This is a genomic window from Staphylococcus sp. GDY8P119P (genome assembly GCF_017892075.1).
In the GTDB taxonomy this organism is placed as follows: Bacteria; Bacillota; Bacilli; order Staphylococcales; family Staphylococcaceae; genus Staphylococcus; species Staphylococcus ureilyticus.
The window spans coordinates 125,071-142,236 of the sequence record NZ_JAESKJ010000004.1; the positions used below are offsets into that span (position 1 = coordinate 125,071).

The 17,166-nt window shown below is 33.9% G+C and carries 15 protein-coding genes; 3 read left to right on the top strand and 12 right to left on the bottom strand.

Translation table 11 applies throughout. The features are described from left to right. The 8 genes from KA830_RS03405 to KA830_RS03440 form a co-directional block, all read right to left on the bottom strand. Nucleotides 1–369: a Na-translocating system protein MpsC family protein gene (locus tag KA830_RS03405; protein ID WP_046207547.1), complete on the bottom strand. Its 369-nt coding sequence runs from the start codon at nt 367–369 to the stop codon at nt 1–3. Nucleotides 370–538: 169 nt separating this feature from the next. After that, a complete protein-coding gene (locus KA830_RS03410; protein WP_204180358.1) occupies nt 539–3,145 on the bottom strand; it encodes a DUF2309 domain-containing protein in 2,607 nt (868 codons plus the stop codon). Nucleotide 3,146: 1 nt separating this feature from the next. After that, nucleotides 3,147–4,667, bottom strand: a complete 1,521-nt coding sequence (locus KA830_RS03415) for an NADH dehydrogenase subunit 5 (RefSeq protein WP_204180357.1) — start codon at nt 4,665–4,667, stop codon at nt 3,147–3,149. Nucleotides 4,668–5,097: 430 nt separating this feature from the next. Next, a complete protein-coding gene (locus tag KA830_RS03420; RefSeq protein WP_046207098.1) occupies nt 5,098–5,724 on the bottom strand; it encodes an ABC-2 transporter permease in 627 nt (208 codons plus the stop codon). Next, nucleotides 5,721–6,566 carry an ABC transporter ATP-binding protein gene (locus KA830_RS03425; protein ID WP_064209663.1) on the bottom strand — a complete coding sequence of 282 codons (846 nt, stop codon included), beginning with the start codon at nt 6,564–6,566 and terminating at the stop codon, nt 5,721–5,723. Before KA830_RS03425 ends, KA830_RS03420 begins: the two co-directional genes overlap by 4 nt. 524 nt (nt 6,567–7,090) lie before the next feature. Continuing rightward, nucleotides 7,091–8,266 (bottom strand): ABC transporter permease, encoded by a 1,176-nt coding sequence (locus tag KA830_RS03430; protein WP_204180356.1) that lies wholly within the window; start codon nt 8,264–8,266, stop codon nt 7,091–7,093. Continuing rightward, a complete protein-coding gene (locus KA830_RS03435; RefSeq protein WP_046207101.1) occupies nt 8,263–8,943 on the bottom strand; it encodes an ABC transporter ATP-binding protein in 681 nt (226 codons plus the stop codon). Before KA830_RS03435 ends, KA830_RS03430 begins: the two co-directional genes overlap by 4 nt. Beyond that, the gene (locus KA830_RS03440; protein ID WP_046207102.1) at nt 8,940–9,968 is read right to left on the bottom strand and encodes an efflux RND transporter periplasmic adaptor subunit; all 1,029 of its coding nucleotides are present in this window, start codon (nt 9,966–9,968) and stop codon (nt 8,940–8,942) included. Before KA830_RS03440 ends, KA830_RS03435 begins: the two co-directional genes overlap by 4 nt. A 256-nt stretch (nt 9,969–10,224) precedes the next feature. On the opposite strand from KA830_RS03440, the gene KA830_RS03445 reads away from it, so the two are divergent. Further along, a complete protein-coding gene (locus tag KA830_RS03445; protein WP_070038423.1) occupies nt 10,225–10,836 on the top strand; it encodes a YIP1 family protein in 612 nt (203 codons plus the stop codon). A 140-nt stretch (nt 10,837–10,976) separates the two neighbouring features. Here KA830_RS03445 and mbcS read toward each other — a convergent pair whose 3' ends face one another. After that, entirely contained in the window at nt 10,977–12,554 is a 1,578-nt protein-coding gene (mbcS, locus tag KA830_RS03450; protein WP_204180355.1) for an acyl-CoA synthetase MbcS, read from the bottom strand. 276 nt (nt 12,555–12,830) lie between these two features. Here mbcS and KA830_RS03455 point away from each other — a divergent pair, with 276 nt between their 5' ends. Together KA830_RS03455 and KA830_RS03460 are read left to right on the top strand one after the other, a co-directional pair. After that, complete coding sequence (locus KA830_RS03455) at nt 12,831–13,727, top strand: DUF5996 family protein (RefSeq protein WP_052722063.1); 897 nt, start codon at nt 12,831–12,833, stop codon at nt 13,725–13,727. A 265-nt stretch (nt 13,728–13,992) separates the two neighbouring features. Beyond that, nucleotides 13,993–15,396 (top strand): MDR family MFS transporter, encoded by a 1,404-nt coding sequence (locus tag KA830_RS03460; protein WP_210134071.1) that lies wholly within the window; start codon nt 13,993–13,995, stop codon nt 15,394–15,396. A gap of 188 nt (nt 15,397–15,584) precedes the next feature. On the opposite strand, the gene KA830_RS03465 is transcribed toward KA830_RS03460, so the two are convergent. The 3 genes from KA830_RS03465 to KA830_RS03475 form a co-directional block, all read right to left on the bottom strand. Further along, a complete protein-coding gene (locus tag KA830_RS03465; RefSeq protein ID WP_064209668.1) occupies nt 15,585–15,902 on the bottom strand; it encodes a YflT domain-containing protein in 318 nt (105 codons plus the stop codon). Nucleotides 15,903–15,959: 57 nt separating this feature from the next. Beyond that, nucleotides 15,960–16,358 (bottom strand): hypothetical protein, encoded by a 399-nt coding sequence (locus KA830_RS03470; protein WP_046207108.1) that lies wholly within the window; start codon nt 16,356–16,358, stop codon nt 15,960–15,962. A gap of 312 nt (nt 16,359–16,670) precedes the next feature. Beyond that, a complete protein-coding gene (locus KA830_RS03475; RefSeq protein WP_210134072.1) occupies nt 16,671–17,138 on the bottom strand; it encodes a nucleoside deaminase in 468 nt (155 codons plus the stop codon). Between the last annotated feature and the right edge of the window lie 28 nt (nt 17,139–17,166).

The following is a 17,166-nucleotide window of genomic DNA, read 5'->3' on the forward strand; positions in this document are numbered from 1 at the left end:
TTATTCGGCTATTTTTTTCTCAAGATTATCGTATAGTTTAAATATCATAACACGTTCACCTGTTTTAGAACTCAAATCAGTATGAAAGCCTTTGACTGCTTCACCAGTAACTGAAAAAACAATTTCATCAAGTGCCTCTATACCAGATTCTACAAGCTTAGATCTGGTACGTTTAATTGTTAATAATCCTTCATGTGTCTCACAAACTTTATATTCAGCTTGTGTTAACACACCCTGCAAACTAACAATAATCATATCACGCAAAATATCAGTTTTCACAGACAGTGAACCACGACCAAGGAAGTCTTTTTCCCATTGTGTAATTGCTTTGCTGATTTCAGACTCATAGGTACCTTTAGTTGTTTTCATGTCGAATGCATCTCCCATAGAATCAAAATTAATTGTCGTATTATTTAATAATGCTAACATTATCATTTTTATATACTTTTCTCCATAGTTATGTGCAATTACCCAGAAAATAATATAACTATCGCTTATTTCTTCTGTCCTTTAAGAAATCAGAAAAACGTTTTTTAAGTTAATCAACTGACCAATGTTGCCAATCACCAAATTCATCAATACTTGCCAATTTAAGCCAACCATTGTGCACCTTTTGATAAAAATCATATTGCTCATTTAATAGCTGTTTAATATAAGCATTGGGCGCATGCACGACGATGAGTAGTCTAATCGGAGAATGATATATTTTATTGTCTGCCGACATTACAGATTGCCAAGGTAGACCCGTCAACAAATCGCTCGCATTACCTTGCATAACGCCTATACCTGCCGTAATAGTCTGTGTTGTTTTACTACCGCTACCATAATAATGAGGTGCAACAGTTGAGGCATAATACTGTAGATTAATCCATTGTGCCACGGTGGCTGGACCGCTAATGATATTCGCTAAAAGGCTCCCATCATCATCTTGTTTCCAATCATAATTGTGTAAAAAGGCACGCCCTTTTAAGTCGCTATTTTTTGTTAAATCACGTGAACCTATAATAAATGAAGCGTTTCTCGCTAAGCCCCATTCTGGTCTAATCTCGCTCCAATCATTTGTTAAGCGATGCACTTCTTTAATTGGGTCTTGTTTTAAGATGTGATTGTCTGGTAATGCTTTCAATCGTTGTTCATTTGCGCGATAAGTAATGTCAGGCATTGCGGCTTGAATTTGATTTAAAGCATTTTGTCCAGCTTTTGACATTGTTGGTACGTATATCCATTTTAATTCATCTGTAGATGTTTGGTGCTCCGCTGCCGCAAAGATAGTGTCTTCTGGAATGACAATACCTCGCTCATTTAATGCCGTTCTAACTTCAGTCGAGTTACAAAGCTGTGCTAATACCTTCGCGTTAAAACCACTGGCTGCACCACCACATGCACCACAATCAAGTGAAGAAGCATAAGGATTATTCGCACTTTGACTGCCGTGTCCACACAATACGATTAATGGGGCAAACTCTAATTCCAAACCCATTAAACGCAACGCTTGTTGGACATAGTCCACTTTTTCTTCATTTGTAAAACCAACTGGTATACCTTCTTCATTAATATTGCAATGATCTAATGATAACGTTGTATCATTCGGTTTTTGTAACCAACCATCATAAAATTTTCGTATCAATTTACCGATAGGTCTCGGTGCGAAACTTCTTGAAAACATTTGAAGCGTTAACCAAGGTCCACTTAGTTCTGGTAAAAGTAAGCTCGGTAAAGCATTTTGTTTCATCTTTTTAAATGTATACGTTATCGATTTGAGTATGTGTTGATGCTGGCGAAAAGATGTAGGTTCTTGCTCATGCGTGTATTCTTTAATTTTATGTTGCGGTTGATTCATCACAGGTAAAGATGGGTGACTGTGGGATTGTCCCAGTTCTTCTTTGACAATGGGGAGTCCAAAAAACCCAGCAACACCGATTGTCTCAAATGCACCAGCCGCTTCTATTTGTCGACGAAAAGGTTCCGAGCGTACATCTATACAAAACGCCATTTGTACTTGTGGCTTTTGGCTTTCTTGCTCATTATCTTGGTTTGTGGTCACGGTCGCTTCTAATTGATGCTCGTATGTTGCTTCCCAAGCCGTTAATAAAATTTGTCTGCGACCATGTTTTTCAAATTGTAATGCAAAATTTATATAAGCATTTTTTTCGGATTCAGATAATTGTTGCCATTGTTCACTGGTAAATATCCCAATAGCAAGCCAATGCTCTGCTAATTCATCGTATTCATATGTTATTGAATTTTCTGGTAAATTCACGGGTAAATATGGCTCAACAATTGCCCATTCTATACCAAGACGAATAGCTAAATATGACAATAACATTTGATCAGCATTAGACGTTTGTTCATCTTGCCATAGCATCATACCAGCCCATCCAGGTAACGATAGCAAATGATTTTCCAAATATGTTTGATACTGTGCTTCAGCAATGTCTAACTTTTGTAGGACCATATGAATGAGCGCTTCAGCTTGACTTGGCAGTGTTTTCAACCGTGCGCGTTGTTGCTTGGTCAATGCTGGATCATGTTGTGCCAAACGTTGCCATGCAAAGAATAGACCTTTTTCTCTGTTAGGCATCGTCCATCCGGATTGTGCATCATCTAAATATAATTTGCACCATTTAATAACGTGATAGTCTACAATATCTATCAATCGTCTACCATCTTTATCCATAAGATAGGTGCTCACTAATGGCACTGTATGAGTTTCATCATCTAAATTTATTGTTTCATTGTGTTGATTCACTTGTTTTTTGTTTTCAGAATAACGCGTTACGTCTACAATATTAGACAAATCTAACATTGCTCTAGCATATCTTTCAGCAAATTGTCTATCTATCGAGAGCATCGATTGATTTAGCCATGTTTGTAACTTAAATTCAATCATATCTTTATCAATTTCATCACGTTGATATGCTTGTTCAAACATATGCATTGTAGGATAGATATCTACGTCACGGACATTTGTTAACCATTGCGCCACATCTTGAAATGCATTCTGTTCTAAATTTGACCAAGGGTTTCTTGCGGCAAACACAGAAATAGGTGATAAAGGAACGATAACTCGGCTCGCTTTAGCAATTATTTGATCGATATTATCTTTATGTTGACTTTGGTTTGTCACTGCTTTATGTTTCCCCATTTTAGTGTCCTCCTTTTGACAAATAAGATTTTAAATAATTAGGATGACGTTCAACCGTTTCAATTTTTGCATCTCCTAAACGAACTATCCACATATACAAAATTGAAAATACGACAGAAGATCGGTGACGTGCTACCCACGTACTAATTAAGCTACCGAGCAATAAAATGAATGCTACGGCAATAACGATAAAAGCGGGTGGCTGCACGCTATGAATTGTCAAAGTATGTAATGCATCTGAAAAATAATGATGTACCACAAAATAAACTGCACCAACAACAATGAGTATCGACATACCCATGACACGCCCGAAATTACCTTCACCAAAAGCTACCAACTGTGTCCACGAGACAGATAAGGACCATGCTAAGATGAGACCACTTACCAGACGATAACTTTCTTCTGGTGCACTCAACCAAAAACCTAATCCAATTAGAAACGCTAAAATACGACCACTGACTATCCATACATAAGACATTCTTTCATTTGCACGACTCGGGACACTAAAATGACGCACTGCCGACCCAGAACGTAGAAACAAAGTCGCTTTAAATAAGCCATGTAAAATCAAGTGAATGATCGCAGGAATATATGCACCTAATGCACATTGAATTAGCATGAAGCCCATTTGGCCTATTGTAGAACCGACCAATAATCTTTTATAATCCACATGGACTAAACTAATACCTGCACCGAGTAATACTGAAATACTTGCGAAAATTAATAAAACAATAGATGCGATATCGCCGCTAAAGATACCTGAAAATCTGGTTAACATAATACCACCAGCATTAACGATACCAGCATGCATAATCGCAGAAACCGGTGTAGGTGCTGCTACAGATTCAATTAACCAACGTTGAAAAGGCCATTGTGCCGCTGGAATCATAACAGCTAGTACAATGAGTAAATTAATGCCAAATTGTGCCAAACCACTAATCATGGATAGATGTGCTTCATTTAAGGCTACAGAATAATGCCATTCACCTGTCGATAATCCAATCCACAAAACAGCACTGATTAACGCAACCCAACTTAACAAGAATAATTTTCCTGTAACTTTTGCTGCCTCACGTGTAACTTTCCAGGCACTTGTTAAACTGATTAAAATCGTAAGTCCTAATAGTGTACATCCCCAACTGATTACCATCATTCTCATATCCGCAGTTAACCAAGCAAATGATGCAAAGGTAGTCGTGAAAGTAAATAAAGTGAAGTATTTTTTATAGCTCTTATCACCAGCTAGATAACGAATACAGTAACGTTGGATAATCACACCAATAACGAGGACAAAACCAACCATGAGCCAAGATAATACGTCAGAACGCCATATACCTACCTCTATATTTTTCTGTGACAATATAAGACCTAAGCTAGCTACAATTGTTGGCAATGCTACAATATAAATATGTATTCGAGCATATTTAGACGGTACTTTTTTTATTAAGAAAAAGAGACTACTTAAAATTGAAATAGTTAAAGTTAGAAATAATAATGTTAGAAAAATATGCGCGTCAATCATGATCAATCACCTTACCTTCTGTAATACGACATTTAAATTTATAATAGTAATACAACACTTGATTTAAAATTACATTTTCCACGAAAAAAAGCCGACAATTAATAATAAATCCATACTGACTTATTATCATTGTCGGCTTCATTACAACGCACTTATGACGAGTGTTTTGCTTTGCTACCTATTATATATATATTCATTTATTTGAGAATTTGCTTATTCTACATTTTATGCAGTAAGACGTACAATTCCTTATATTCACCACTATTTATTCACTTTTTCAATTTGCCAATACTTTTATTAACAACTTGCTAAAGCTTTAATTATGTAGAAAAACATAGAAAAGTATGCCTAAATTTTTAACTTTTAATATTAATAAGATATAACGATTATTCGTGTTTGTCAAGATAGACAATAGGTTAAGCCGTGTTGTTTATAACTCTTTATACTTAAATGCTTGTTTCGAAGCAATAAATGAAAGCGCCATAACAATTAAGCCAATCACTGCAAAAATACCACCGTACCACAAGTTTTTACTTATTTCTTCTATAAGATTACCTGTCCCAGATAATATGGCCATACCTACAAAATAGTAAATAAAGAATAAAATGACTACGATAATGGATACAATCATAAATATGACATTTGATTTTTCTGCTCCCATTTTAAAAGTAAATGGGAAAATAAGCGAATACAACGCGATAAATCCTGTACCAAGTAACGCTGAATTCACACCACTTACTATACTCCCCGCAACAATTGCATTAATCACAAGTGATACCACCATACCTGTTAATGCTAATAAGCTATAAAATGCAAAATGACTACTCACATAAGTGTTTCTGCTATAGGGTAATGTAGAAACAAAATACATCCACTTTGAGTCTTTTTCATTTTTTAAATTATCTGTTGCTGGTGATACTAAAAATATCATAGGCATGAAACTAGCCATTATTGGATTTGTAAAAGAGAAAAACAAACAAATTGGAATACTTAACAATAAATATATGTAAATTGATTTTTGATTTGTAAAATAATAACTCATTAAGTAACCTTTCATGCTAATTCTCCTCTCATTAATATTTTTGTGGCATCATCAATATTTTTTAATGGCTGTGCTAAATCTATATCTTTGTTTTGATTTACAAGTGCTTTTCCTGTACCTTTATGTATGCGATACGCAACAACATTACTGTGATTAACATCGAATTCTCCTTCTTCAAATGAAACAATGCCATAATCATTTAATAATGTATCTTTGTGCTCTTGTAATAAAATACGCCCATTTTTCATAAATACTAATTTATCTGCAAGCGTCTCAATATCTTCCGAAATATGAGATGAAATTAAAATACCATTACCTTTATCAACAAAATCTTCAAGTATTTCTAACACTTCCTCACGTCCAGAAACATCCATTCCTGCCGTAGCCTCGTCTAAAATTAAAAGTTTACTATCATGAGATAGTGCAATAGATATTGAGATTTTCATGCTCATACCACGGGAAAAAGTTTTAATCTGACGTTCTTTCGGTAATTCAAAATTCTCCAGCATTTCAAAAAAATGCTGTTCATCCCATGTGCGATAAATATTAGAAAACACTTTACTAATTTGTTTTGCATTAAGTTTATTAGGCAGTCGAAGATCATCAAATACAACGCCTAGATGTTCTTTATACGCATAATCATCACGAGAAATTGGCGTATCAAAAAATTGAATGTCTCCAGCATCTGCAAATCTATTTCCCACCAATGTATTAATCAACGTAGATTTACCAGAACCATTTTTCCCAACAAGCCCTACCACTGTATTGGGTTCAATCGATAGATTAATCTGATTTAAATTAAAATCTGAATCAACGTAAGTCTTGTTTAAATTTTGTACATTGAGCAAATACTCCATAATAATCCCCCTTTTTTGATAAAAGCTTAACCTTTTACATGAAATCACTTTCTAAATTAACATAATACACCTAGCCAATTTACACAATACATTTCCTGAAAATATTTATTTTTATTATTTTTAATTAAATATATATCTAAATGCACAATTACTGGAAACATTAACTGATAATTATATTTAGATGGCAAAGCATCTCAAAAGCCGACACTAGCAAATATCGTAAATTTCATGTTTCCATCTGATAGACATAAATTTTGTTCCTGAATGAACATATTTTTAAAACAAGTAGTGAATCAAGATTGAAATCTGATGTATTTAAAATGACTGCAGACCCCTACTGCATCGAGAAGAACTAGGGATGAATGGGATAAAAGGCTGAGACTATTCTTTTGTCCCAGCCTTTTGCATGTCATATTTATACTTGAGCTATAAATGTTTATGTTTTTTGTATCCAACTTGTATCGCATAAAATGACGAAACCTTTTTATAAAAGCGAATGGCTCTTTTTATATCTTTTTTAAATACTACTTAATTATATCGATCAATTCTTTCTTCGCAGCTGAACGCGCTGGAATCCAACCAAATACGATACCGATCAATGTAGAAACACCTACAGCAATGAGCACTGAGCTTAGACTAACCGCACTCTTAATATAATCTGGTGTTACTGCATCTACTAGACTTGCGACAAGTATGCCTATGATTAGACCTATGATACCGCCAATCACACAAAGTACAACACTTTCTACCAAGAATTGGACTTCAATGTCTCGCGCTTTTGCACCAAATGCACGACGTATCGCAATTTCTTCTGTACGCTCAGTAACTGAAATGTACATCACATTCATAACTCCAATACCAGCGATAAATAGTGAAATACCTGCAACAGCAGCTACAAAGTAAGTAATACCATCAAATACTTTGTTGATATTTTTCATGAATTCTTCCATATCTGTATAACTATAGTTTCCATCGCCTGCGCCTGAACCTTTTTTATTCAATTCTTTAGCGACTTTGTTAGCGACTTCTTTCTTATCAGCGCCATCTACTAATGATAATTGAAGTGATGGAAAATCTTGCGTTAACTGCCCCATATACCTATTAAATGTATTGGAAGGCATATGAACAGCTGAAGGGTTCATCGCATCGTTTACAATGCCTACAACTTCGAAACCTTGATTATCAATGTATAATGTTTTACCTATAGCTTCATTATTGAATACATCTTTGGCAATTTTGTCATCAACGGTAACAACTTTTTTATTTAGTTCATTATCATCTTCATTAAAACCTTTGCCTTTTTCTGGGCTAGTCATTTCTTTTTTCTTTAAAATACTAACGTCGCCTTTTTTCTGGGCATTTGTCATTTTTGCAGAATAACCTTGATCGTCACTTTCTTTGATTTTTGCATCTGTAACACCATTCACTTGTTTAGCAATATCCAAATCTGACTGGCTAAAAGGATTATCTTTCGCACCTTCACCACTACTCGTCATATAGTTTACTGTAGCAGAATCTTTGCCTGCTCCTGTATCTTCAAATTGCTCTGACGCTGTTTGTTTAAACCCATTACCTAACGACATAATCGTAATAACAGCAGCAATACCAATGATGATACCAATCATAGTAAAAATATTACGTCGCTTATTCTTTAAAATGGATTTGAATGAAATGGCGATGATGTTCGATAAATTCTTCATTCAACCACCTCTTCTCTTTGTACACGACCATCTAGTATATGAATAATACGATCTGCCTTATCCGCTACTTTGCGATCATGTGTTACGAGAATCATCGTTGTGCGATGTTCTTTATTTAATTTCATAAACAAATCAATAATATCTTCAGACGTTTTTGAATCAAGTGCCCCTGTAGGTTCGTCAGCAATGATAAATTTCGGGTTATTGATGATTGCACGAGCAATGGCTACACGTTGTTGTTGCCCTCCTGATAATTTGTTAGGTACTAAATTTTCTTTATCATATAGTCCCACATCGTGTAATGTATTGATCACTTTTTCTTTACGTGCTTGAGACCCCAGTCCTGCATAAACTAAAGGAATACTTACATTTTCCAATATCGTATTGTTTTGAATTAATTTAAAGTTTTGGAAAACAAACCCTACTGTTTTATTTCTAATTTCTGCCAATTCGTTATCTGAACTTTTTTTATAATTCTCGCTATTAAACAAATAATCGCCTTCATAACCTCGGTCAATAAAACCTAATATGTTGATGAGTGTACTTTTACCAGAACCTGAAGGCCCCATAATTGCTATGAATTCTCCTTCTTTAATGTTGATATTGATGTCTTTCAAAATGTGATTTTCTTCATCACCGTTTTTGAAATGTCTATTGATATCTACAAGTTCTATCATGATGACACCTCAACTTTGTCTCCATCATTCATAGATTTTTTAGGGTTTTTAATTAGTTTGTCACCTTTTTTCAGACCCTCTTTTACAAATATTTCACCGTTGACTTTATCAATTTTAATATCACGTTTTTCAACTTTATTGTTTTTACCTAGTACAAAAACATTATTGTCTTTAGTTAACACTGATTTTGGTAACTTGATTGCATCTAATGGCACTTCAACTTCCATAGAATAACCTGCACGTACAGGAATATCTATATCGCTAATGACGATTGTATATTTAGATGAATCTGAGTCACTGCCACCGCTCGGGTCCGAAACTGGATTAGAAGCTTGAGCACCACCATCTTCTTCACTACCTGAACTAGCTGCTGCTCCGCCTCCAGATTTACTTAAACTTTCTTCATAACTTTTTGGCAACTCTGAAATTTTCTTGATTTCACCTTTACCTTTTTTACCAGTACTTGTTACTTTAACGTCTACTTTGTCGCCTTCTTTAATCTTTCCTAGATCAAATTCAGTCACTGTTGCTTTGATTTGTGGTTCATCTGCAACAAGTTGTAGAATAGGCTCTCCATCAGAGACATTTTCTCTATTTTGAATATCAATTTTACCGTCAAAAGCAGCATAAATACTGTCGTTCACTTGACGATCATACTGGTTAAGTTGTTGTTGTGCTTCCGCTCTTTCATTTTCATCTTTGGCGTTGTCCACTTTATCAACTAACTGCTGGCGTTTATTATTATTAATTTCATAATTGATGAGTGGGTCACCTTGTTTAACTGATTGACCATCATCAACTTGTGTACTTACGTACGTTCCCAATTGACTGTTATTATTATATGTTTTAACTGATTTAGGTGAAGCTTTACCTTCTAAATTGAGCGGACTTTCTTTCTCCACTTTATATGTATCATAACCATCCTTTTTATCTGAGCTACTATTTGCTTGCCTTAAAATTAATGCAATTGCAATTAATACGATAACGACAATAACACCGATAATCCACATCCACTTTTTCTTCAATGCTAAAACACTCCTTTAAATTATTATTCATTTTAGATACTATCATAATCACACAACAAAAAATATAATGCATAACATTATTTTATATACAATATTTTTTGATAAATATATACCTAACAATATTGTAATATCACCAATAGTAATCGAAAAGATTTTATTTTTTTAATTTTATTTAAAGTTTTTCTTAAAAGTGTTTTAAAATATTGTAGGTAATGTTATGCTTTGGAAAATAATATATATAGGGGGCAAGGGATTCATGGAAAATTCTAACTTACCATTCGCACAACATTTTTCAAAATTACGCGAACAACCTAAATGGGGACTCAAATTAATCATTGCAATCGTCGTCATTGCACTCTCAACAACTGTTGGTGCATTATCTATTGATTACAATGAAATTTATCAAGATGCAGGTGCAAGTGCTCAAGATATGGGCAATATGCAAACGATTGGCTTAATTACTGGCATCATCACTGGTTTAATTGGTGGTATTTTTGGTATTGGTATTACATTTTTAATCTTTTTAGTTATTTCTAAAATAATGAAATCTGATGCAACCGCAAAACCTATCTTTTCTGCAACATTAAGTTTTACTATAATTACTGGCATCGTAGGTTTAATTGTTGCATTAATCCAATGGATTGCTGGTTTATCTCCTACTGATTATAATATTGCAAGCTTAAATGTCTTTGATAAAGGCAACCAAATGTTAGGCGCATTTAACTTACAAACACTAATCAGCGCATATGTATTTGGCATTATGCTCTTTGCGACGAATCGTTTGTCTAAAAAAGCTTCAATTATTTGGGCAATTGCATACATCATTGTATCAATTGGATTTGCCTTAATAGGAGCAAGTTTCCAATAATACATATATTTGCTAAAAAACATGGAACACTCCGTTCCATGTTTTTATTTTGATATAACACTACTCACACACAAAACAAGCGCCCATCATTATTATTGTCAGTATGATAGGCGCTTGCTTTCAAATGAATCAACATTGATTTATAAATATTTTTCTTTTTCCGCTTCTCTTAATTCAATTCGTCTAATTTTACCTGAGTTAGTCTTAGGTAAATCATCTACAAATTCAATTGCTCTCGGATATTTATAAGGTGCTACGTCTTGTTTAACGAAATTTTGTAATTCCTTAACAACTGCTTCATCACCTGTAACGTTATCTTGTAAGATGACAAAAGCTTTGACGATATTCCCTCTGATTTCATGTGGACTCGCTACGACTGCACATTCTTTTACGTATGGATGTTTTGTCAATGAATCTTCTACTTCAAATGGTCCGATAGTATAGCCAGAACTAATGATAATATCATCTCTTCTACCTTCAAACCAGAAATAACCGTCCGCGTCCATTTTTGCTAAATCACCAGTAATAAAGTACTCGCCAATTTGTGGATTTGCAGTACGTGCTTCATCTTTATAATAGCCTTTAAATAAAGCAGGTAAGTCTAACGGCACTGCAATATTGCCTATTTCATTGGGTTGTGCAGGATTACCATCCTCATCGATAACCGTAACATAACTGCCTGGGATAGCTTTACCCATTGATCCAGGACGTCCTTCTGTATCCTTTAAGAAACCGATTAACAATGTACTTTCTGTCTGGCCATAGCCGTCTCTAACAGTTAAGTTAAAGTTTTGTTGAAATTTATCAACAACTTCTCTATTTAATGGTTCCCCAGCAGATACAGCACTATGTAAATGTGACAAATTATAATTTGTTAAATTAGGGGATTTTGCCATTAAACGATATTCAGTTGGCGTACAGCAAAGCACATTGATTTGATACATTTCTAGTAATTCGAGGTATTTCTCAGCATTAAATTTACCATTATAAACAAATGCCGTTGCGCCTGAACCCATGATTGATAAAAATGGACTCCATACCCATTTTTGCCAGCCCGGTGCTGCTGTCGCCCATACGATATCATCTTCAGTTATGCTTAACCAATGCTTCGGAGCCATCTGTAAATGTGCATAGCCCCAACCATGAGAATGTACCACTGCTTTCGGATTACCTGTTGTGCCTGATGTATATGATAATAAAGCAATATCTTCTCTTGAAGTTGCTTCTATATCAAGTGTATCTGAAGCATCAGTTTGCGCTTCTTCAACGTTAATCCAATGATCAACCTTACTGCCAACGATAAATTTAAGTAAGGAGTCATATTCTTGAACGCCTTTGAACTCTTCGATACTATCGCCTGTGGCTACAACTGCCTTAATTTCACCATGCGTTATACGATATTGTAAATCTTTAGTACGCAACATTTCAGAACTAGGTACAATGATAATACCTAATTTCCACGCGGCTAAATATACTTCATATGTCTCAATCGCACGAGGCATCATGATTAATAATTTATCACCTTTTTTCAGACCATATTTTAAAAATACATGGCCAATTTTGTTTGCATTTTTTATCAGTTGGTTATACGTTATATCTCGTTCTTTACCAGTTTGATCATTAAAAATAATCGCTTTTTTTGACGGATCATTTGCATATTTTTCAATTTCGCTAACTATATTATATGTTTCTGGAGCAATTAAATCTGCTTTATTCATTGGTTACTCTCCTTATTTCGGTAATTAATTTTACAATATACATGGCAATATCAAGTTGTATTTTGATTATTCAGAAAATAGCATTGCGTTCACATTCATTTTGTAATGAACTACAACTTAGCACATACTTGATTAGTTCATATATCTTTATCATTGTATCATTATAACAAATGATACTTTAATATACTTGATACAAGCATTTTTATATTGTGTTTCAACTTTAGTTTCTGTGGTATAAAATTTATAGCAAATAATATATGAGGTGGTATTCGTATTATGAATTTTAAAGATTGGGAAAATGAAAAAGACACACTACATTTATTATCACAAATATTAGGTAAATATAAATTAGAAGCAAGTTATCAAGAGCCCCAGTGGTCACACGTGACGCTAAATATAGATGTCCAAGGCTTTTCAACTGGTATGTTAAGTTATGAAACACATACATTTTCGCTAAGCGTTAACCTGATACAACACCACATTGAAGTCGTCGTTGATCAAAACGTGCATGACATTACCTTAAAAAATGGAAGAACTATACAATATTATTATAACGAAATTGAAAAACTGTTAAACCAGTCAGATATTCATTTAAAAATCAATACTTTACCACAGGAAGTAGCAAACCCGATACCATTTGAAAATGACATAGAACATCATCATTATGATGATAAAATTGCCAAAAAAGCATTAGCATTAATGAAATTCGCCTATCATGCTGAAGCAAACTTCGTTAATGGGCTAAGAGTTAGAAAATCTAAACCAGGTTTATTTTGGGGGACTTTTGATATTTCTTGTATGATCGTCAAAGACCAACCAGCACCATTTGAAGATGATAGCAAGGTTATTGAACGTGCAGCTTTTGATGAAGAAATGATTGAATTTGGCTTTTGGTTTGGTGATGATCAGTTTGAAGGACCAACCTTCTTTGTCTTGCCATATCCTTTTGCAGATCAGCCATTTGATACTGACGATCGATTTCCTAAAGATAGTTATTTCGATAAACAATTAATGGAATATCTGATTGAATACCAACAACATCATGACATTGATACAATCACTCAATTTTTCAAAGCATCTTATCTTAAATTCGCAGATTTTTTAAATTGGAATAATGTCGATTATGTTTTTTCTCCTTTAAAAATGAAACCAAACCATTTAAATAATAGATAATCATTTTTAACTAAATACAGTTACTTTTAATAAAATCGAGGGTATGAGACGTCAATCATGTCTCACCCTCATTTATATTTTTATACAACTTTTGATGTATAACAGAGTGGAATTAATATATACTCAACTTAAGAAATCCCTTTCATGACAATATTTCAAACTTATCACAGATAAATTTGAAAAAATAAGTTCAACTTTTAGATTTACGACGATTCGAGTGCTATAATAATTAGATGTGTAATTTGTTAAGAAAGAAGTGAGTATATTGACAGAAACTGGAAACTTCCATGTTGAAAAAAGAATACCTCTGTTTATCGTACTATTATCAGGGGCTTTTATAACAATTTTAAACCAAACTTTACTTGGAACGGCATTACCACCAATAATGAAAGATCTCCAGGTCTCAGAAAGTACAGTACAATGGTTACAATCTATATTTATGTTAGTAAACGGAATTATGATTCCTGTAACTGCATTTTTAATTGAACGCTTTACATCGAGGCAGTTATTCTTAACTGCAATGAGTATTTTTGCAGTCGGTACGTTGTTATGTGCAGTTGGTATTGACTTTTCAATGCTATTAATCGGACGTGTCCTACAAGCAGCAGGCGCAGGTATCATGATGCCACTAATGCAAACAATACTATTTTTAACTTTCCCTAAAGAAAAACGCGGTACAGCAATGGGTCTATTTGGACTTGTTATCGCATTTGCTCCAGCTATTGGACCTACTTTATCAGGTATCTTAGTCGAACACCTCACATGGAGAAGTGTCTTCTATGTTGTATTCCCTATCGCGATTATTATTATTATTGCTTCTATATTCCTATTGAAGAACGTTACAGAAACAACACATCCAAAACTAGATATTGCTTCAGTTATCTTATCTACACTCGGATTTGGTGGCTTACTATATAGTTTCAGTTCTGTTGGTGAAGCAGGTTGGACTAGTGTTCAATTTATTGCACCACTCATCGTTGGTATCGTTTCACTCGTTATATTTATTCGCCGTCAATTAAATTTAAAAGAACCTATGCTTGAGTTTAGAGTATTTAATTACGGAATTTATACGTTAGGTACGATACTAAGTATGTTTGTATTTGGTGTGCTGATTGCAACAAATATCATCTTGCCACTTTATATGCAAAATATGCTACAATACTCAGCCTTAAAATCTGGTTTAGTATTACTACCAGGTGCAATTATTATGGGTATGATGAACCCAATAACTGGTTACTTATTCGATAAATTTGGAGGTAAATGGCTCGCTCGAATCGGTTTATTCGTACTAGTTGTTTCAACATTACCATTTACAATGTTAACAGAGCATACAACATTTACGTATCTCACTACTTCAAATGCATTGAGAATGGTTTCAATTGCTATGGTTATGATGCCGATGACGACATTAGCAATAAACCAACTGCCAAATGAGCTAATCGCACATGGTACTGCCATGAATAACACTTTCAGACAAATGGCTGGTGCTATTGGTACTGCAGTCTTTATTACTTTAATGTCAGTTTCAGCAATACCTCAAGATGGTATTACCGGCATTATTCACGGTGTTAACGTAACATTTATCGTTGCTACAGTTATATCAGCTATTGGATTACTACTATCATTTAAACTTACGGACGATAGCAAACCAAAACGTCGTACCTTATAAACATGCGTAAATAACAATACAATGTTTAGACTATCGATATTATTGATAAAAAACGTCAATTTCTACCTTGATAGAAATTGACGTTTTTGTTTATGATAAATCTCAGCATTTAAGTTTTTCAAAACATGAGCTGCATTGCATTTTTGTTTGCTTACGACCTTAAATCAATGTCTTTCTCCTTCAAAATTTTACAATAGTCCTCTAACTCTTGAATCAGTAACAATTAAATACACTTTGCCGTCATCCATATCACTTTTAAAAGATGCGATTTCACCTTCATCTACGCCTAGCCCAATCAATTTTCTTTTCAATGCATCTCTTTCAGAATCATTTTCTTTTTTTATATCTATTCCTAAAATACTCGTATCTTCTACAATTTTATCAGTTCGAGATTTATCCAATGATAATACATAAATGTCCTGATTACCGATACCTTTATCCTGTAATGCTGCAACATCTACTTCTAATTCACTATCATTCTTATAAGCTTTAACTACTGGTTTCATAAGAAAGACCTCCTCTTAAAATGTCCTTCATCATCATTCACAAGTTCATATTAATTATTACGCTTTAGACTGAATCATTAACTGATCGAAACGTTCTTTTGTCATATAAAAATAGGTGTTCTCTAAAATTTTATCAAATAAGTCTTCTCTTTCATCCTCTTCTTTTAGGGTGAAGTTCGTCTCGACATCTTCCTGATTTGCTTCGTCGACAAAAATAACTTGTTCATTTTTTACATCTAACGTTTTACGATGATAAATTAGCTCTAAATGATCATTTTTCCGGTGAATTGCTTCAATATTTTCAATTTTATACGCACTATGAATAAAATCAATCACTCGTTTCTCTCTATAACGTTTATGCTTTTGATCTTTAAAATCTTTAGCAAAACGTTGTTTCACTAGTAAATAAATTATAATGATTACAGCTATAATTAATAGAAAAATTAACGTGCTCATCAGAATGTCCCCCTTATCACTAACCCCTTAGTTGTGTTATTACGATATTATGCATAATTTTCCCATTTTGCATATTCTTAAACATGCCAAAAGCTTTTATCACAGTCATTAAAGCTATTTTATTTTATAGACATTTAACGAAAAAGCAATGATAAAAATTACATACAATACAACGCAAACCAACACTTTACATCCATCTATAATTTTAAATGCCTTAGTGATAATTATAATGGAAAAGAAAAACATTTATTTATGCAAAAAAATATGAACCCCCTTCAGCTATTAATTACCAGAGAGGATTCATATTTTTATTTATTGTTGATGATAACGAAGATGTAGTGCTTCAATTTTAGGCGACAAGGCTTCGAAAGGCCCTTCAACATTCGCATCTCTAATTACGCTTTCAATAGGTAAATTTTTAAAAGGTGCCGGCGCAACATTGATAGCTTCCAACCATTGACTCAATTGTTTTGAGGAACTCACATATACAATTTTATCTAAATCAACGAGTGCATGTGCAGTCGCACACATCGGGCAATGCTCTCCTGATGTAAAAACAATTGTATGCTTTCTTTCTTCAGGCGTAAGATGAGTTGCTGCCCATTTTGCAATCGCAATTTCAGGGTGTTCAGTCGCATCTCCGCTACTGATTCTATTATAATCTTCAAATAAAACATTACCTTCAACATCCACTAATAGTGAGCCAAAGGGTTCATTACCATAGTTTAACGCTTCCTCGGCAAGCTCGATTGACCTATTTAAATATTTTTCATAATTCAATTAAATGCCCCCTCCTCCATCATCATAT